Below are 17,908 nucleotides of genomic sequence, written 5' to 3'. Positions count from 1 at the left end.
GTGCCGGGGATAGGTTCCGCGACCATGGCTGGCGACACCGAGAACCACGACCTCCTCGTCGAGCGGGACGGTCACGTCCTGATCCTCACGATGAACCGACCCGCACGATTCAACGCGCTCTCGGGGGCGATGCTGATCCGCATGTTCGATGCCTACGAGGAGGCGTCGAACGATCCCGACATCCGCTGCATCGTCGTGACCGGTGCCGGCGGGAACTTCTGTGCCGGTGCCGACCTCCGGGCCATGGCGGGCGACGCGGAGGACGGCGATCCGATGGACACCGCGGCCCGCATGGCCGAGGACCCCGACATCGTCTACAAGGCGCTGTTCCGTCACTACCGCCCCACGAAGCCGATCGTCGCGGCCGTCGAGGGCGTCGCCATCGCCGGCGGCACCGAACTGCTCCAGGCGATGGAGATCCGCGTCGCCGGAGAGAGCGCTCGCTTCGGTGTCAGCGAGGCGCGCTGGTCGCTGTATCCCATGGGTGGTTCCGCGGTGCGTCTCCCCCGCCAGATCCCCTACACCCAGGCCGCCGAGATCCTCCTGACCGGCAAGCACATCCTCGCACCCGAGGCCAAGGACATCGGCTTGATCGGCCATGTCGTGCCCGACGGCGAGGCGCTCGACAAGGCGCTCGAGATCGCCCACGTCGTCGCCGCGAACGGTCCCCTGTCGACGGCGGCGATCACCCGCACCCTGCACGAGACCGACGGCATGGGCCTCGACGAAGCCCTACATCACGAGTGGGACTACGGGCAGGCCGTCTTCGCGAGCAATGATGCAAAGGAGGGCCCGAAGGCCTTCGCGGAGAAGCGCACGCCCGACTTCACGGGCACCTGATCCTGCGCTACTCTCAAACCAGAACGCGTTCTAGTTCCTAGGAGACACCTCAATGGAGTTCGGCCTCTTCTTCAACGGGTACCTGCCCGGTCCCGCGGCCCACGACCCGGCCAGCGAGCACCTCATGCTCATGCGAGAGGCCGAGTACGCGGTCCACGCCGACTCGTTCAACTGGAAGTACACCTGGTTCGGTGAGCACCACGCCCTGACCGAGTACAGCCACATGTCGGCCCCCTACCCGTTCATGGGGTATGTCGCCGCCAAGACCGAGCGGATCCACATCGGCTCGGCGATCACCTCGTTCCCGACCACGAAGGTCCACCCGGCTCGCATCGCGGAGCGGGCCGCGATGATGGATCACCTCACCGAGGGTCGATTCGAGTTCGGCACCGGCCGTGGGGCGGGCAGCCACGAGGTCGCCACCTTCAACGGCACGGAGCTGAGCCAGACGAAGGCCATGTGGGACGAGGTCGCCCACGAGATCCCCCGCATGTGGGAACAGAAGGACTACTCGCACCACGGCGAGCACTTCTCGGTGCCCACGCCCCACAACATCCTCCCGAAGCCGTACGGCACGGGCCACCCGCCCATCTGGGTCGCGTGCGGCAACCCCGCGACCTTCGCGAAGGCCGGCTCCCACGGCATCGGCGCCATCGCCTTCAACTTCGAGCCCATCCACAACCTCAAGGGACGGGTCGAGGCCTACAAGGAGGCGTCGGAGAACGTCACCGACCAGATCGGCCAGTACCAGAACAACAACGTGATGATGACCAACGCCGTGCTCTGCCTCGAGGACCGCGAGGAGGCCCGGGCCATTGCGAAGAGCAACGTGCGTGGCTACCGCGTCACGATGGTGAACCTCTACCACGACTCCATGCCGAAGAGCCCCGATGCGATCATCTGGCCCAAGAAGCGGGAGCGGTTCGAGCTCGACGACGAGATGCTCGACGCGGCGATCGAGGCCGGCTACATGCTGTGTGGCAACCCCGAAGAGGTCTGCCAGCAGGTCGAGGCCTACCAGAACGTCGGTTGCGACCAGGTGGTCTTCGGCACACCGGACGAGGGCCTGACCCACGAGCAGACCATCGAGATGATCGAGGTCTTCGGCAAGCACGTGATCCCGGAGTTCGACAAGGACCCGGTGCACTCGACCACCCGGTTCCGGGAGAAGGCCGAGCGCAAGTTCCCGATGTTCAACAACGACGTGGACCCGATCGTGAACGAGGCCGAGCCGCCGCCGTTCAGCGTCTCGATCTGACCCTCGGCGACCGCTCGGCTCAGGCCAGCGGGTCGTCGTCCGGCGGGTTCTGCCGCCACCACGCCGCGAGGTGCGCGGCCGCGGCGCGATAGAGCGCCGCGTTCGCGGGGTCAGCCGCGGTCGCGTCCAGCGCAGCATGGACGTACTTGACGAGATGGGCGTCGTGCTCGCCCGCCACCGCGTCGATCAGCAGGGCCATCGCGTCGGCGTGATCCGGCGCGTGGAACGCAGCTGCCGCGGCCACGGCGGGACCCTCGTCGAGCGCCTCCCCGAGCGGTGACTCGGGCGCGGCCGGTTCGTACCGGCCCAGCGCGCCGTCGCCGAACGCGGCGCGGAAGCCGACGACGTGGGTGACCGCCACATCGAGCGCCTCGTGGGGGTCGGCGTGGGCGCGGGCCGAGAGCCAGACGCCGATCGGCAGCGAGAGGCAGTGGGTCCACTCGTAGGGCGCCGCCTCCTCGTCACCGAGCACCATCGATGTCGCCGCCACGCGGAAGAGCACCCGGAAGGCGTCGTCGACGTCGACACCGGCCGGCCCGATTGCCGGCATGTCCGCCATCAGGCCGGATGACTCCGCCTGCTGGACGAGGGCGTAGATGCCCCAACCGGGACTGCCGAGGCGAGGCACCGAGCGCAGGGCCGCGTCGAGATCCTCGGCGGAACCCGGCTGCCGGCTCGCGTTCGGATGGGGTAGATCGAAGCGCACGTCCGGACTGCGGGTGAGCCGCCGCACGATCCCCCGCACGAACCGGGGGTCGAGCGAGGCGTGCGCCGTCGTGCGGGGCCAGTTGCCGAGCAGGATCGGCGCGTGGGCCGCCGCGGCCGCGGCCCGCACCGTGGCGGGGGCCAGAAGCCGACAGACGTCGGCGACGTCCGCTTCCGGCAGGAGCGCCATCGCGATGGCATCGGCGCGATCGACGTCTCCCGCCCCGATCGCACCGAGCAGCACGTCGACGTCCCCGTCCCCCGGCATCTCGGGGAGCGGGATCGGGTCACCGCTCCCGTGGTGGATCTCGGCGAGGCTGACCAGCCGGGCCCGGGCGCCGTCGCGCGCCGCCGGCGACACCCGCTTGAGCAGATCGGCCCGAGCCAGCAGTTCGAGCGGCGAGTGGAGCACGAACGAGTTGTCGAGCGTGCGGTCGACCGACAACACCTCGCTCACCGCCCGGATCAGTTCGTCGTCCGTGAGCGAGTCCGGATTCGCGATCGCAGCCATCAGCGTGGGGCCTCGACCTTCACGCCGAAGCGGTCGACGTAGAACGCGAGGTCGGCGGCGAGCGCCTCCGTGTCGACGCCGAAGTCCTCCTCGATGTGGTACGTCACGCTTCCGTGCACGCCCCGCGGGTGGTCCGCCATGTAGGCGTCCATCGCCGCTCGCGTCGACTCGTCGAAGCGCTGGTCCGCGAGTGCGTAGATGCGCTCGACCGTGGCGATGTCGTCGGCCATGAACTCGTGGAAGCGGATGTCGACCGACTGACCGGCGGGCACGAGATGCCGGTCCTCGGCCATCGACCGGAACATGCGCGCCATCCGGTCGATCCAGTAGCGGCCCACGTCCACCAGCTTCTCCGGGTCACGGCTCATGCGTGAGGTGTAGGTCAGCATGGTGGACATCGACTTCGCGACAGCCACCGGGTCGCGGTGGGTGCAGACGACGGTCGCATCGGGGAACACGGTGATCAGGTCGCCGAGCCGTTCGACGTGTTGGGGCGACTTGAGCAGCCAGCGATCGGCCTCCCGCTCGGTCCCCCGACCGAGGAACGTCATGATCTGGAGCATCGTCTTCATGAACGCGTAGTACGGCACCTGGTCGCTGGCGAGGTACCAGTCCCGCCACGTGGGCATGACCGCCATGGTCTCCGGGGCCATGCCGCCGTAGACGATCGCGAGGAGGGCGATCTCCTCGTGGACGTGTTCGGGGTACATGTCGTGCATGCGCGTGAAGTAGGGCAACGCACCGTTGAGGCCGGCGAGGGTCTCGGCGCAGCGCTGGTAGCGGGGGTCCGAGCGGAAGTCGGTGCCGTGGTGGGTCCCCTGCTCGGCGCGCGGCGGGACCGGCTCGAGGCTCTCCCAGTACGGCATCGTGCGAAAGCCGGCGTCCGACGACATCAGGTTGTGGAGGTGGGTCGTGCCCGTACGACCCTGGCCCGCGATCACCACGGGCCGATCGATCTCGATCTCGTGGATCTCCGGGTGACGCTTCAGGAGGTCGACGGCCAACAGCTTCTGCTTGGCGTGGGCCACGAGCGTCCCGTGGTTCGACAGCTGCCCGAGCGTGGACAACTCCCCTTCCCCGATCATCGCCGCGGCGAGGACGCTGAGCGGCTCCACGTGCAGATCGTCGCCGAAGTCGTCGAGCCCGGTCTCCGCCGCGGCCTGCCCGAGGATCGCCTCCGGCGACCAGTCGAGGGCGTCGGCCAGCGGCGCGACCATGTCGAATGCCGCCGCGATCTCCTCCGGGTACTCCGGGGCGACGAGATCGGTGATGCGGACGGGCGCCGGTCGGTCAGTCGCCATCGCGGTCGAACTCCCCGACGAGCACGGTGGCCGGCCCGAGCGGCGTCTCGGGGCCGCTCAGGAAGTGCTGGTAGTAGCGGGTGAAGCGACCCTGGAGATCCCGGTCGATCTGGTCCTGCGAGTAGTCGAGCGTGTAGTAGCTGCCGACGCCGAGCTCCTCACCTGCGACCTTCGCCGCATCGGCGTCCGGGACCGCCCAGACCACACCGATCAGTCCCTCGCCGCGTGACTCGAGGATCTTCTCGAGGTGCGAGTCCTTCCCTTCGAGGGGTGCGACCAGCTCGATGCCGCCGTCCCAGGAGAACACCGTGCGGACGCCGAACGCCGCAGCCTCCTCGTCGTTGACCGAATGGAAGGTGCAGCCGAGGAGCTTCTCGTAGAACGCCCGACCCGCGTCGAGGTCCCGCACGAGCATCACGACCCGGTTCACGCCCTGCTCGCGCATCGTCACGCCACCACCTTCGGGAAGATCTGGCTGCCGTCCGCCTCGATGCGGATCCGCCGCAGGTGCATCGTCGCGATGCGCCAGGCCCCGTCCGGGCAGCGCCGATACGTCTCCTCGTACCAGCCGGTGCCCCACATGTGGCCGAGGCCGCTCTCCGGCGGCCACCACAGGTTGTCCTCCATCGCCCACACGCCCGTCGCCGAGTCGCCGTCGACCGCGATCTCGGACATGTGACCGTGATGCACGGTGGGCACGGCATCGATCATCGGCACGAGCCCGTCGACGAAGGCGTCGCGTCCGACGATCGGGGTCGGGTCGCCGGTGTCGTCGGGAGTGAGGATCTCCACGTCCTCGACGAACACGTCACGCCAGGCATCCCACTGCTTCTGGTCCATGAGCCGGAAGTAGCGGGCCTTCAGTTGACGAATCGCCTCGATGTCGACGAGTTCTTCAGGAGTCGCGGCCATACCGACGAACGTAGTGGGATACTCGAAGTGAGCCGAAACGCCGGGAGCACGGATGACAGATGCGTCGACCTACCGTCTGAGCGACCGCTACACGCGCGACGAGGGCACGGTCTTCATGACCGGCATCCAGGCGCTCGCCCGTCTCCCGATCGAACAGCTCCGGGTCGACCGACGCAACGGGCTGCGCACGGCAGCGTTCGCCGCCGGCTATCCCGGTTCGCCCCTGGGCGGGCTCGACGGCGCGCTCGCCGCCGCGGCGCGGGAGGCCCCGGATCTGCCGGTCACGCTGCGGCCCTCGGTGAACGAGGAGTACGCGGCCACGGCCGTGATGGGCAGCCAGCTCGCCACCTCGCGTCCTGATCCGCGCTACGACGGCGTGGTCGGGCTCTGGTACGGCAAGGCGCCCGGTGTCGACCGGGCCAGCGATGCGCTGCGCCACGCCACCTTCGCCGGCTCGGACCCCCACGGCGGCGCGGTCGCCCTCGCCGGTGACGATCCCGGCGCCAAGTCGTCCACGATCCCGTCCACCTCGGCCGGTGTCTTCGCGTCCATGGGCGTGCCCCTCCTCTACCCCGGCGACCCAGCCGAAGCGCTCGATCTCGGGCGCCACGCCATCGCCCTCAGCCGCAGCACGGGCCTCTGGGTCAGCCTGAAGATCGTGGCCGACGTGGCCGACGGCTCGGGCACCGTGGAGCTCGATCCGGACCGCACCGCACCCGTCATCCCCCTCCTCGACGGTGCGCCCTACGAGCACCGCCCGAACGGGATGCTGCTCACCCCGGCCTCGCTCGACATCGAGCGCGAGATCGCGGAGGTCCGCACCCCGCTCGCCCTCGAATACGCCGCCGCCAACCGGCTCAACCACGTCACCGTCGACCCGGCCGACGCCTGGATCGGGATCGTCGCCTCCGGGATCACCTACCGGGAGATGCGCGAGGCCATGCGCCGCATCGGCCTCGAGGACGACACGGCCATCGCCGGCGCCGGCATCCGGCTGCTCAAGCTCGGCATGCCGATCCCGTTCAACCCGTCGACGATCCGCGATTTCGCCGCCGGGCTCGAGCGCATCCTGGTGATCGAGGAGAAGACACCGAACGTCGAGTCGCTGGTGAAGGACGCCCTCTACAACGCCTCGCACCACCCGACGGTCGTCGGCCGCACCGACGAATTCGACGCCCCCCTCGTCGCTGCGGCGGGCGCCCTCCACGCCGACGACATCATTCCCGCCCTGCGCAGCCAGCTCACCGGACGCCTCGGCGAACGGCTCACGCCCGAGCAACCGGCGCGCGAGAAGATCCCGCTGTCCGTTCGCCGCACCCCCTACTTCTGCTCCGGCTGCCCCCACAATCGCAGCACCGTCGTGGAGGAGGGCACGGTGGTCGGCGCCGGCATCGGCTGCCACACCATGATCCTGCTGGGCGACCCGGCCCGTCACGGCGACATCGCCGGGATCACCTGCATGGGCAACGAGGGCACCCAGTGGATCGGCATGGCCCCGTTCGTCGACACGCCCCACATGGTGCAGAACCTCGGCGACGGCACGTTCTTCCACTCGGGCCAGCTCGCCATCACCGCCGCGATCGCGGCCGGCGTGAACATCACCTACAAGCTGCTGTGGAACGGCACCGTTGCGATGACCGGCGGCCAGGACCCGTCCGGCGGCATCTCGCTCGACCGGGTCTGCCAGCAGCTCCTCGCCCAGGGAGTGCGCCGGGTCATCGTCACCACCGAGGAGCCCGCCCGGGCGCGGGCCCTGCGGCTCCCGCCCGAGGTCGATGTGTGGGACCGGCGGCGCCTCGACGACGCCCAGCGCGAGCTCGCCGCCATCGAGGGCGTCACGGTCCTCATCCACGATCAGCGCTGCGCGGCCGAGCTGCGCCGCGATCGCAAGCGGGGGCGGGTCGACACCCCGAACACCCGGGTGGTCATCAACCATCGGGTCTGCGAGGGATGCGGCGACTGCGCGCGCGTGTCGAACTGCCTGTCCGTCCAGCCGATCGAGACGGAGTTCGGCCGCAAGACCACCATCGACCAGCACACCTGCAACCTCGACTTCTCGTGTCTGGAGGGTGACTGCCCGGCCTTCATCGAGATCACCCACCGGCCGAAGCGCTGGTGGCGGCGGGCGGCAACGGCCGGCACGAAGGCGCCCGCCTTCCCGGCGGTGCCTGCGGACATCCCCGAGCCGGCGCCTCGTCCGTCGGAGGACGTGAGCGTGCACATCACCGGCATCGGCGGCACCGGGGTGGTCACGGTGTCGCAGCTCATGGGCACCGCCGCGATGCTCGAAGGGGCCGACGTGCAGGGTCTCGATCAGATCGGGCTCAGCCAGAAGGCCGGTCCGGTCGTGAGCGACGTGCGCATCGCCCACGGCGCCCGGGCCGGCAGCAGCCGGGTCGGCGCCGGTCAGGCCGATCTCCTGCTGGCGTTCGACCTGCTGGTCGCCTCCTCGTGGACGGGTCTCGACGCGACCGACCCCGATCGCACCGCCGTGGTCGGATCGGTCGACCTCGTGCCGCCGGGCGCGAAGACCTCGCACCCCGACATCGACATGCCGTCGGCCGACGATCTGCTCGCCCGCATCGACGCGGGCACCCGACCGGATCGGCGCCACTGGGCCGACGCGGCCGCCGTCTGCACCGACCTGCTCGGCGACGTCGTCGGCGCCAACATCTTCATCGTGGGCATGGCTGTGCAGTCGGGCCTGCTCCCGGTGCGCCCCGAGTCGATCGAGCGGGCGATCGAGCTCAACGGCGTGGCTGTGGACCTCAACCTCGCCGCCTTCCGCTGGGGCCGCTGGCAGGTGGCGGACGAGTCGGTCGTGACCGAAGCCCGGGCCGAGGCGAACCCGACCGCGGTGGTCGCGGTCGCCGGCGACCTCGCCGAGACGATCGAGAAGCTCGCCGGCGGCAACGACGCCCGACGGACCCGCCTGACCCGCTTCGCGACGGAGTTGACGGCGTACCAGAACGCCGCCCTCGCCCGCCGCTGGCTCGAGGGGCTCACCGAGTTCGCCGATGACCCGGCGCTCCTCGATGCGGTCGCCCACGGCTGGTTCACCCTGCTCGCCTACAAGGACGAGTACGAGGTCGCCCGACTGATGCTCGACCCCGACGGTCACGCGGCCGTCGGCGCCGTCGCCCAGCCCGGCGACAAGGTCGCGTGGAAGCTCCATCCACCGACCCTGCGGGCCCTCGGCCTCGGCTCGAAGATCTCCGTCTCCACCCGCTGGCGGCCGGCCCTGCGGCTGCTAGCGCGGGGCAAGGTGCTGCGGGGCCGCTGGCTGGACCCGTTCGGCAGAGCGGAGGTGCGCCGGGTCGAGCGCGCACTCCCGGCCGAGTATCTGGCGGCGGTCCGTGACGCCCGGGATTCGGACGGTGCAGAGACGGCGCTGGCCGTCGCCGAAGCGGCGGACCTGGTGCGGGGGTACGAGCACGTGAAGCTCGGGAACGTCGAACGGTTCCGGGCCCGGGTCGCGGACCTCACCTCGACGTGACGGCACGCGTACGCTGAGCCCATGACCTCGCCGCCCACGGTCGCCCAACTCGACGACGACCTTCTCGCCCTCCACCAACAGACGCTCGACTTCGTCGCCAACGAGGTGGTGCCCCACGGTGACCAGTGGGAGCTCGACGGCCATGTCCCCCGCGACGTGCTCCGCAAGATGGGCGCCCTCGGCATGTTCGGCCTGCGCACGCCCGTCGAGCACGGCGGGCTGGGCCTCGGCCCCCTCGCGTCGCTCACCTTCTCCGAGGCGCTCGGCTCGTCCACCTACGCCGGCTTCGACGTGACCGTGCTCGTCCACACCGACATGGCGCTCCCCCACCTGCTCAACTCCGGTTCACCGGAGCAGCTCGAGCGCTACCTCCCGAGCGTCCTCGCCGGCGAGCGCATCCTGTCGATCGGGGTGACGGAACCCGACGCCGGCTCCGACGTGGCCGGCATCCGCACCCGCGCCGAGAAGGACGGCGACGGGTGGCGCATCAACGGGTCGAAGATGTTCATCACCAACGCGGTCCACGGCGACATGACGATCATCGCCGCGCGCACCAATCCCGACGACCGCTACGGCATCTCGACCTTCCTCGTCGAGAAGGGCACCGAGGGATTCTCGGTGGCCAAGGCGCTCGACAAGACGGGCTGGCGCAGCTCCGACACCGCCGAGCTGCATCTCGATGATGTCTGGGTGGACGACGCCCAACTGCTCGGCACCGTGCACCGGGGCTTCTACGAGACGATGCGCAACTTCCAGAACGAGCGCCTCGTGCTCGTCGGCATGGGCATCGGCGCCGCGCAACGGGCGCTCGACATCACGGTCGACTACACGAGCCAGCGCGAGGCGTTCGGCGGTCGGCTGTTCGACCTCGGCGCCATCCGGCAGCGCCTCGCCATGCGTCAGGCACAGGTCGACGCCGCCCGCACCTCGATGTACCACTGCGCCTGGCTCGCCGAGCAGGGAACCGAGCCGGTCCGCGAGGTCTCGGGCCTGAAGGCGTGGGCCTGCGAGATGATCAACGAGGTCATGTACGACTGCGTGCAGTTCCACGGCGGGATGGGCTACATGCGCGAGACGGCCGTCGAACGGATGAGCCGCGACGCCCGCATCCTCCCGATCGGCGGCGGCGCCACCGAAGTCCTGCTCGAAGAAGTCGCCAAGCGGCTGGGCAACCCGTGACCCTTCCCGCCCGGCTCCGTTCACTGCTGTTCGCGCCCGCGGTGCGCCCCGACCTCGTCGCCAAGATGCCGGCGACCGGGGCCGACCTGATCGCCATCGATCTGGAGGACGCCACGCCGGTGAACGCGAAGGCGGAGGCCCGAGCCGCGCTGGCGGAACTCGTGGCCGGCGTGGCCGGACAGATCGCCGTGTCGGTGCGGGTGAACGACCCGACCACGCCCTGGTTCGCCGACGACATCGCCGCTCTGCCCGACGGCCTCGCCGCCGTCGTGGTCCCGAAGGTCGAGACGGAGGACGGCATCGCGCTCGTCGCCGAGACCCTTTCGGCCAACGGACGGGCCGCGCTTCCCGTCGTCGCCGGCATCGAGACCGCACTCGGCGTTGCCGATGCCCGGCTCACGCTCGCCCACCCGAGTGTCGGCGCCGCCTACTTCGGCGCCGAAGACTTCATCGCCGACATGGGCGGCGTGCGAACGGCGTCGAACCACGAGGTCCACATGGCCCGCAGCACGGTCGCGCTCGCCGCCCGACTCGCCGACGTTCCGGCGCTGGACCAGGTCGTCGCCGACTTCCGCGACGACGACCGCAGCCGCCGCGAAGGCGAGGAGGCCCGGGCGATGGGGTTCGCGGGGAAGCTCTGCATCCACCCGAGCCAGGTCGCGATCGCCAACGACGTGTTCACCCCGTCGCCCGAGCAGATCGAACATGCTCGCCGCCTCATCACGGCCTACGAGGAGGCCTCCGCCGACGGCGTCGCCGCGATCGACTTCGAGGGTCAGATGGTCGACGAACCGGTCGCCCGCCAGGCGCGCCGGCTCCTCACGCTGGCCGACTGACCGGTAGTCAGGCCGGGGCCTTCAGCATCAGGGCGTTGCGCACGGCCCGGCAGACGAGCGTGTCGTCCTGGTTGTAGGCCCGATGCTCGAACGTGACCACACCCTGGTTGGGTCGCGATGACGACTCCCGGGCGGCGACCACTTCTGTCTCCACCCGGATCGTGTCGCCGTGGAAGAGCGGCGCCGGGAAGTCGACCGTGTCGAAGCCGAGGTTCGCCACCGTCGTGCCCATCGTCGTCTCGTGGACCGAGATGCCGACGACCATGCCGAGGGTCAGCAGCGAGTTGACCAACGGCTTCCCGAACTCCGTCTCGGCCGCATAGGCGAAGTCGAGATGGAGCGCCGCCGGGTTCATGGTCATCGTCGAGAACCCGACGTTGTCCGCCTCGGTGATCGTGCGCCGGATCGCGTGCTGGACGACGAGCCCGGGGGTCAGTTCCTCGAGCCACTTGCCGGTCACGGGCCGTTTGGTCATCGCGGCAGCGTAGTCAGCGACGGATCGTGGCGACCGAGTCGTCCAGGCCGCCGGGTCGGCTCGAGCGCAACCAGGCCGCTCGGTAGGCCGCGATCACGGCGTCGAGGTCGGCGCTGGTCGGCGTACCGCCCCCGGCCTCGATGCCGTGCTCCGCCGCGAGGCGCCGCAGGCCGATCCGGGCGAGCCCGACGGCCGCAGCCATCTCCTCCGCGATGATCTCGCCGCGGCCAGTGAACGGAGCCTCCGCAAACCAGTTGGCGGCGCGATCGAGGAGCGCCAGTGCCGCCTCGATGCCCGGGGCGTCCGGCTCGCCGAAGACGGGGAAGCCGGCGTCCGCCACCGCACCGAACACGGCTGATCCGTTGGGCATCGTCACGCCGATCGACTCTCCGAGACCACCGAGCTCGTCCAGCAGGCGACCGGTACCGCCGGGCACGTCGGCGATCTCGTCGACGCGGGTCCACACATCCTCGTCGGGAGGGAGCGATCCGTGGACGGCCGCGTGACCGGCCCGCACGATCGACGGCAAGGCGACGGCGAGCGGCTGATGATGCCCGTTGTCCCCCCATTCCGTGAGCAGCAGCCCCGGCGAGCCGTGGGCCGCACCGACCGCCGCGGCGTCGGCGATGTTCGCCGCCGCGTTGACGTTGCGGCCGAGGATCGTGTTCCAGCCGCCCGCGCCCGGTGCCACCCAGAAGTGCACGCCGGCGTCGATGAACAGCCGGGCGTGGGCGACGAAGCCGAGGTTCGCATCGTCGGGCATCCCGAGACGTTCGAGCATCGACTCGGGCAGGAACCCGCTCCACCCCATGTCGCTCGGCGCCTCATAGTTCCAGACGACCGGCACGGAACCGGCCGGCAGGCGCGGGATCAGATCCGGATCACGCCGGAAGAGATCTGCCCAGAACATGACGGCGCGGCCCTCCGCGACGAGCGGCTCCATGATCCGGTTGAGGTGCTCGAGATAGACGTTGTCACGCCCCTCGGACGCCACCCGGTCGGCGGACCGCCCGTCGCCGAGCTCGAAGGGCTCGTCGCCGCCGATGTGAATCCGCCGCTCGGTGACCGTCGAGCCGATGTCGCGCGCCAACTCGACGGCGAGCGCCGCGTTCTCCGGCGTCGGTTCGAGACACGTCGGCTCGCTGCGGCCCCGCCCGAAGACACTGTCGAAGCCGTCGGGGCACTCGGCCAGATCGCGGTACGCGTCGTGGGCCAGCCATCGACCCATGTGACCGAACCCGTTCATGTTGGCGACCACCGCCACACCGGCGGCGCCGGCCACGCTGTCGAGCCATCGCATGTCGTCGTGCGTCAGCGGGCTCGCGTCCGCCCAGACCGTGTCGTGGCCCGTATAGGTGAACGTGTGCTCCACGTAGAGCTGGAGTTCGTTGAACCCCGCCGCTGCGAGCACGCCGACCAGCCACTCGAGCGTCTCGCGGGTCGGCACCCGGTCCCTGCTGACGTCCAACATGAAGGCGCGATGTTCGAAGATCGTCACGAGGACATCCCTTCCGGTCACGGTCGAGGGGTCGAGAGGTGGCGCGAAGCTAGCCTGCGGCGGTGCAGCGATTCGACCTGATCATCATCGGTGCCGGGTCCGGCAACTCGATCATCGGCCCCGAACACGACGACTGGAATGTCGCGATGGTGGAACGAGGCCTCTTCGGGGGCACGTGCCTCAATGTCGGCTGCATCCCGTCGAAGATGTTCGTCTACGCGGCCGAGGTCGCCGAGCTGGCCCGCCGCGGTCCCGAGCTCGGCGTGCACACCCGGTTCGACGGCGCGGACTGGCCTGCGATCCGTGATCGCGTGTTCGGCCGCATCGATCCGATCGCGGCGGGCGGCGAGGACTACCGCAAGGGCCTCGAGAACGTGACGGTGTTCCAGCACGACGCCCGCTTCGTCGGCCCGAAGGAGCTGCGGGTCGGCGACGAGACGATCACGGCCGACACGATCGTGCTCGCCGCCGGGGCCCGCCCGTTCATCCCGTCGATTCCCGGGATCGACACGGTCGGCCTCCACACGTCGGACTCGATCATGCGGGTCGACCAGCTGCCGGAGCGGCTGCTCGTGATCGGCGGTGGCTTCATCGCCGCCGAGCTGGGCAGCGTGTTCGGATCGTTCGGCAGTGAGGTGACCTTCCTCCTGCGCAGCGACCGGATGCTGCGGGACCAGGACCACGACATCAGCCGCCGGATCACCGAGATCTACGGCCGTCGGTTCACCATGCACACCAACGCGTCCTTCGCCGGGATCCGTCGCGACGACGGCGAACTCGTCCTCTCGCTGGCGGACGGCACCGAGGTCCGCGGTGACGAAGTGCTCGTCGCGTCCGGGCGGGTCCCCAACGCCGACCAGCTCGGCGTGACCGAGACCGGCGTCGGAGTCGACGACGACGGTTATGTGGTGACCGACGAGTTCGGCCGGACGAACGTCGACGGCATCTGGGCGCTCGGCGACATCAGCAACCCCGCGCAGCTGAAGCACGTCGCCAACCACGAGGCCAAGGTCGTCTCGCACAACATCGCCCACACCGACGACCTCCGACCGCTGAATCACCATCTGATCCCCTCTGCCGTGTTCAGCCACCCCCAGATCGGCACGGTCGGTCTCACGGAGCAGGAGTGCACAGCGCAGGGCCTCGACGTCACGTCCCACGTCCAGGACTACGCCTCTGCGGCCTACGGCTGGGCGATGGAGGACACCGAGAGCATCTGCAAGCTCATCATGGACAATGCGACGCGCACGCTGGTGGGTGCCCACATCATGGGGCCGCAGGCGTCCACGCTCATCCAGCAGCTGATCCAGGGGATGAACGCCGGCCAGACGGTCGACGAGATGGCGACGGGCCAGTACTACATCCACCCCGCGCTGCCCGAAGTCATCGAACAAGCGCTGCTCGAGTTGTGAGCACTCAGAGGCTGGCGAGACGCTCCGCTTCGGCCTTGGCCCACTGGTAGTCGGACTTGCCGTTGGGGCTCCGCACGAACGCGTCGGTCCGCAGGATCCGCCGGGGCGCCTTGTACGCCGCGATCTGGGTGCGGGTGTGGGCGATGATCTCGTCGTCGTCGACGGTGGCGTCGTCGTGGATCGCCACGACCGCGTTCACGGTCTGTCCCCAGCGGTCGTCGGGCAGGCCGACGACATTGCAGTCCGCCACGGCCGGGTGCGTCTTGACCGCCTCCTCGACCTCCTCGGGATAGATCTTCTCGCCGCCCGAGTTGATACACACCGAGCCGCGTCCGAGCAGCGTGATGGTGCCGTCCGCCTCGACGGTTGCATAGTCCCCTGGGATCGACCACCGGATGCCGTTGATCGTCGGGAACGTCTCCTCGGTCTTCGCCGGGTCCTTGTAGTAGCCGAGCGGGTTCGCGCCCCGGTTCGCCAGCCGGCCGATCTCGCCGGACCCGGGCTCGACCATCTCACCCTCGTCGGTGATCACCTGCGTGGTCGGACCGAGCTCGAAGCGGCCGGTGTTCGCCACCTTCTGGTCGCGCCGGGTCAACTGCATCGCCTGGCCGACCGACTCGCTGGACCCGAGGCTGTCGAGCAGCGTCATCGGCTTGTGGTCGAGGAACGCCTGCTTCGACTCCTGGGACCACATGACGCCGGACGACATGATCTGGAACACGCTCGACAGATCGTGGGGTCGCCCGGCGGCCTCGGCCCGGTCCAACGCCTCCAGCATCGGTCGGGCGAAGGCGTCGCCGACGATGGTGAGCATGGTGAGTCGATGGAGCGCGACCGTCGTCCACAGCTCGTCGGCGTCGAACGACCGCGATGCGAGGGTGGCGACGGTTCCGCCGAGGGTGAGGGTGTGGAGGGCGTTGATCCCGGAGGTGCCGTGCATGAGCGGCGCCGCGGCGAGCAGCTTCGTCGTGCGGTTGCGGCTGCTCAGCTCGATGGCTGCCTCGATCGCCTCGGTCGCCGTCGTGGGGATGTCGCGGTCCAGCACCCGATAGTGGGCAGTCATGTTGGCGATCATCTGATCGTGGGGCCACATGACGGCCTTCGGATTGCCGGTCGTGCCTCCGGTGTAGAGGAACCAGAGATCTTCGCCCGATCGGGGCATCCGTTCCGCTGGCCCATGACCGGCGATCAGGTCCTCGTAGTGGACGGCGCCGTCCAGCAGGTCTCCGCCCCCGACCTGCACGTAGAGGGTGACGAGCGGGCAGCGGTCCTGCACCTCGGCGACGCGGTCGGAGAGCGTCTCGTCGAAGAACAGCACGTTCGCGTCCGCATTCTCGAGCAGATAGGCGAGCTCGTCGGCGAGGTAGCGATAGTTCACGTTGCAGGGCACGGCCCGCTGCTTGAAGGCCGCGAACTGGGCTTCCTCGTACTCGAAGCCGTTGTAGAGAAACAGCGCCACCTTGTCATCGACACCGACGCCCGCCGCGTGCAACCCGCCCGCGAGACGAGCCGAACGATCCTCGAACGTCGCCCAGTCGTGGGTGTCGGTGCCGTGGGCGGCAGCGATCACGTCCGGGAGGGCATCGGCGACGCCCTCCCAGATCGTGGCGAAGTTGACGGCGTCGTCGCTCACGGGCAGCTCGTTCGGGGCCATGGCAACGCAGCGTAGGCTGTGGGACGTGAATGCCCCCACGTCGACCTCGGTGCCCGGATCACTCGGCCCCCGCCAACGTCGACGTGACCTCGATCGCCTCGCCGACGAGGAGTTCGACGTCCTCGTCATCGGCGGCGGGATCACCGGTGTCGGCTGCGCCCTCGACGCCGCCACCCGCGGCCTCTCCGTCGCCCTGGTCGAGCAGCGCGACATCGCGAGCGGCACCTCCAGCCGATCCTCGAAGTTGCTCCACGGCGGCCTGCGCTACCTCGAACAGCGCGACTTCGCGCTCGTGCGCGAGGCGCTGCACGAGCGCGGCCTGCTGACCCGCACGGTGTGTCCCCACCTCGTCCGGCCCGTGCGTTTCCTGATCCCGCTCAACCATCGGGTGTGGCAGCGCCTCTACTACGGCGCCGGTGTGCTCCTCTACGACCTGCTGGCGTGGACGGGCAAGAACCCGCTCCCCCGCCACCGCCATCTCTCCCGCACATCCGCGCTCGAGCTCGTCCCCGGACTCAAACAGTCCACGCTCATCGGCGGCATCGTCTACTCCGACGCCCAGATCGACGACGCCCGTCACACGCTCGCCGTCGCCCGCACCGCGGCCCGCCACGGTGCGGCCGTCGCCACGAGCACCCAGGTCACCGGCCTGGTCTTCGAGGACGACACGGCCCCTCCAGAGGACCGTGTGGTGGTCGGCGCCGAGGTCCGCGATCTCGAAGGCGATCGCACGATCGTCTGTCGGGCGAAGAAGGTCGTGAACGCCACCGGCGTCTGGATCGACGACATACAGGACATGGCCGGCCCGACAGGGCTCACGGTGCGGGCGGCTAAGGGCGTCCACATCGTCGTACCCCGCGACCGGATCGAGAGCCACAGCGGCGTCGTGTTGCGCACGCCGCGCAGCGTGCTGTTCATCATCCCGTGGGGCGTGCACTGGCTCATCGGCACGACCGACACCGACTGGTCCCACGATCGGGCCCACCCGGCCGCCTCGCAGGCCGACATCGACTACATCCTCGAACACGCCAACGCGGCGCTGGCCCGGCCCCTCACCGAAGACGACATCGTCGGCGTCTACGCCGGCCTCCGGCCGCTCGTGAGCGGCGCCGAGGACGAGGACACCGCCAAGCTGAGCCGGGAGCACGCGGTCGCCGAGCCGGTCCGGGGCCTGATCTCGATCGCCGGCGGGAAGTACACGACCTACCGCGTCATGGCCGCCGACACGATCGACACCGTCGTCGAAGGCCTCGACCGACCCGTCCCCGCGTCGTGCACCGACGAGGTCACCGTGCTCGGCAGCGAGCACTGGGACGAGTGGAGTGACGAAGCCCCGGACCTTGCAGCGCGCCACGGCCTTCCGGTCGACCTCGTCGAGCGTCTCCTCTGGCGCCACGGGACGCGGATCAACGACGTCTTCGACCTGTTCGACGAGGACGACGCCCTGCGGGAGGTCATCAGTGGCCTCTATGTCGCCGCAGAGATCGTCCATGCCTGTCGGCACGAGGGTGCCCTGCACCTGGAGGACGTGCTCGCCCGGCGGCTGCGGATCTCCATCGAGGTCGAGGAACGGGGCACGGCCATCGCCCACGAAGCGGCTGCGCTGATGGCCCGCGAGCTGGGGTGGGACGATCGGCGCACGGCGGCGGAGATCCGCGCCTGGCAGCGCCGCGTGGACGCCGAACTCGCCGCGAACGACGCACCGGACGACTCCGCGGCGGACACGATCCGCCGCCAGGTCGTCGACGCCCGCGGCCTCGTCGACGACGACGAGGACACCTGAGCGACGACGCCTTCGCCGCCCCGCAGGCGGAAAGGTCCCGGTCGGAGG

General features: G+C 69.8%; 14 protein-coding genes. 7 read left to right on the top strand and 7 right to left on the bottom strand.

Annotated elements, in window-relative coordinates; genetic code table 11:
* Positions 1-24 precede the first annotated feature (24 nt).
* Both R8F63_06030 and R8F63_06025 read left to right on the top strand, forming a co-directional pair.
* The gene (locus R8F63_06030; protein MDW3218154.1) at positions 25-840 is read left to right on the top strand and encodes a crotonase/enoyl-CoA hydratase family protein; all 816 of its coding nucleotides are present in this window, start codon (positions 25-27) and stop codon (positions 838-840) included.
* 52 nt (positions 841-892) lie between these two features.
* Positions 893-2,098 carry an LLM class flavin-dependent oxidoreductase gene (locus R8F63_06025; GenBank protein MDW3218153.1) on the top strand — a complete coding sequence of 402 codons (1,206 nt, stop codon included), beginning with the start codon at positions 893-895 and terminating at the stop codon, positions 2,096-2,098.
* Between the two features lie 19 nt (positions 2,099-2,117).
* On the opposite strand, the gene R8F63_06020 is transcribed toward R8F63_06025, so the two are convergent.
* Genes R8F63_06020 through R8F63_06005 form a run of 4 tightly spaced genes read right to left on the bottom strand, consistent with a single transcriptional unit; the run spans position 2,118 to position 5,527 of the window.
* A complete protein-coding gene (locus tag R8F63_06020; GenBank protein MDW3218152.1) occupies positions 2,118-3,314 on the bottom strand; it encodes a hypothetical protein in 1,197 nt (398 codons plus the stop codon).
* Positions 3,314-4,615, bottom strand: a complete 1,302-nt coding sequence (locus R8F63_06015; protein ID MDW3218151.1) for a sulfotransferase — start codon at positions 4,613-4,615, stop codon at positions 3,314-3,316. The genes R8F63_06020 and R8F63_06015 overlap by 1 nt, the downstream gene beginning before the upstream one ends.
* Positions 4,605-5,060, bottom strand: coding sequence for a VOC family protein (locus R8F63_06010; GenBank protein MDW3218150.1), 456 nt, complete (start codon positions 5,058-5,060; stop codon positions 4,605-4,607). Before R8F63_06010 ends, R8F63_06015 begins: the two co-directional genes overlap by 11 nt.
* Positions 5,061-5,062: 2 nt before the next feature.
* On the bottom strand, positions 5,063-5,527 hold the full coding sequence (locus R8F63_06005) for a nuclear transport factor 2 family protein (protein ID MDW3218149.1): 465 nt from the start codon (positions 5,525-5,527) through the stop codon (positions 5,063-5,065).
* Positions 5,528-5,579: 52 nt separating this feature from the next.
* Here R8F63_06005 and R8F63_06000 point away from each other — a divergent pair, with 52 nt between their 5' ends.
* Genes R8F63_06000 through R8F63_05990 form a run of 3 tightly spaced genes read left to right on the top strand, consistent with a single transcriptional unit; the run spans position 5,580 to position 11,038 of the window.
* Complete coding sequence (locus R8F63_06000) at positions 5,580-9,023, top strand: indolepyruvate ferredoxin oxidoreductase family protein (GenBank protein ID MDW3218148.1); 3,444 nt, start codon at positions 5,580-5,582, stop codon at positions 9,021-9,023.
* A 21-nt stretch (positions 9,024-9,044) separates the two neighbouring features.
* A complete protein-coding gene (locus R8F63_05995) occupies positions 9,045-10,202 on the top strand; it encodes an acyl-CoA dehydrogenase family protein (GenBank protein ID MDW3218147.1) in 1,158 nt (385 codons plus the stop codon).
* Positions 10,199-11,038: a CoA ester lyase gene (locus R8F63_05990; GenBank protein ID MDW3218146.1), complete on the top strand. Its 840-nt coding sequence runs from the start codon at positions 10,199-10,201 to the stop codon at positions 11,036-11,038. Before R8F63_05995 ends, R8F63_05990 begins: the two co-directional genes overlap by 4 nt.
* Positions 11,039-11,045: 7 nt before the next feature.
* Here the strand turns inward: R8F63_05990 and R8F63_05985 are convergent, their stop codons facing one another.
* Both R8F63_05985 and R8F63_05980 read right to left on the bottom strand, forming a co-directional pair.
* A complete protein-coding gene (locus R8F63_05985) occupies positions 11,046-11,513 on the bottom strand; it encodes a MaoC family dehydratase (protein ID MDW3218145.1) in 468 nt (155 codons plus the stop codon).
* Between the two features lie 13 nt (positions 11,514-11,526).
* Positions 11,527-13,011: a family 20 glycosylhydrolase gene (locus R8F63_05980; GenBank protein MDW3218144.1), complete on the bottom strand. Its 1,485-nt coding sequence runs from the start codon at positions 13,009-13,011 to the stop codon at positions 11,527-11,529.
* Between the two features lie 62 nt (positions 13,012-13,073).
* On the opposite strand from R8F63_05980, the gene R8F63_05975 reads away from it, so the two are divergent.
* Complete coding sequence (locus R8F63_05975; protein ID MDW3218143.1) at positions 13,074-14,423, top strand: mycothione reductase; 1,350 nt, start codon at positions 13,074-13,076, stop codon at positions 14,421-14,423.
* A 4-nt stretch (positions 14,424-14,427) separates the two neighbouring features.
* On the opposite strand, the gene R8F63_05970 is transcribed toward R8F63_05975, so the two are convergent.
* The gene (locus tag R8F63_05970) at positions 14,428-16,077 is read right to left on the bottom strand and encodes an acyl-CoA synthetase (GenBank protein MDW3218142.1); all 1,650 of its coding nucleotides are present in this window, start codon (positions 16,075-16,077) and stop codon (positions 14,428-14,430) included.
* A 25-nt stretch (positions 16,078-16,102) separates the two neighbouring features.
* Here R8F63_05970 and R8F63_05965 point away from each other — a divergent pair, with 25 nt between their 5' ends.
* Positions 16,103-17,860, top strand: a complete 1,758-nt coding sequence (locus R8F63_05965; GenBank protein MDW3218141.1) for a glycerol-3-phosphate dehydrogenase/oxidase — start codon at positions 16,103-16,105, stop codon at positions 17,858-17,860.
* The last annotated feature ends 48 nt before the right edge of the window (positions 17,861-17,908 follow it).

The organism is Acidimicrobiales bacterium, from assembly GCA_033344915.1.
Taxonomy (GTDB): Bacteria; Actinomycetota; Acidimicrobiia; order Acidimicrobiales; family Aldehydirespiratoraceae; genus JAJRXC01.
The sequence above is the reverse complement of the archived record's forward strand: the minus strand, read 5'-3'. Positions and strand labels throughout refer to the sequence as shown.

Excerpts from the sequence above, each read along its gene's own strand:
- R8F63_06010 (MDW3218150.1), bottom strand. The coding sequence starts at position 5,060 with ATGCGCGAGCAGGGCGTGAACCGGGTCGTGATGCTCGTGCGGGACCTC.
- R8F63_06005 (MDW3218149.1), bottom strand. The coding sequence starts at position 5,527 with ATGGCCGCGACTCCTGAAGAACTCGTCGACATCGAGGCGATTCGTCAA.
- R8F63_06025 (MDW3218153.1), top strand. The coding sequence starts at position 893 with ATGGAGTTCGGCCTCTTCTTCAACGGGTACCTGCCCGGTCCCGCGGCC.
- R8F63_06020 (MDW3218152.1), bottom strand. The coding sequence starts at position 3,314 with ATGGCTGCGATCGCGAATCCGGACTCGCTCACGGACGACGAACTGATC.
- R8F63_05995 (MDW3218147.1), top strand. The coding sequence starts at position 9,045 with ATGACCTCGCCGCCCACGGTCGCCCAACTCGACGACGACCTTCTCGCC.
- R8F63_05970 (MDW3218142.1), bottom strand. The coding sequence starts at position 16,077 with ATGGCCCCGAACGAGCTGCCCGTGAGCGACGACGCCGTCAACTTCGCC.
- R8F63_06030 (MDW3218154.1), top strand. The coding sequence starts at position 25 with ATGGCTGGCGACACCGAGAACCACGACCTCCTCGTCGAGCGGGACGGT.
- R8F63_06015 (MDW3218151.1), bottom strand. The coding sequence starts at position 4,615 with ATGGCGACTGACCGACCGGCGCCCGTCCGCATCACCGATCTCGTCGCC.
- R8F63_05985 (MDW3218145.1), bottom strand. The coding sequence starts at position 11,513 with ATGACCAAACGGCCCGTGACCGGCAAGTGGCTCGAGGAACTGACCCCC.
- R8F63_06000 (MDW3218148.1), top strand. The coding sequence starts at position 5,580 with ATGACAGATGCGTCGACCTACCGTCTGAGCGACCGCTACACGCGCGAC.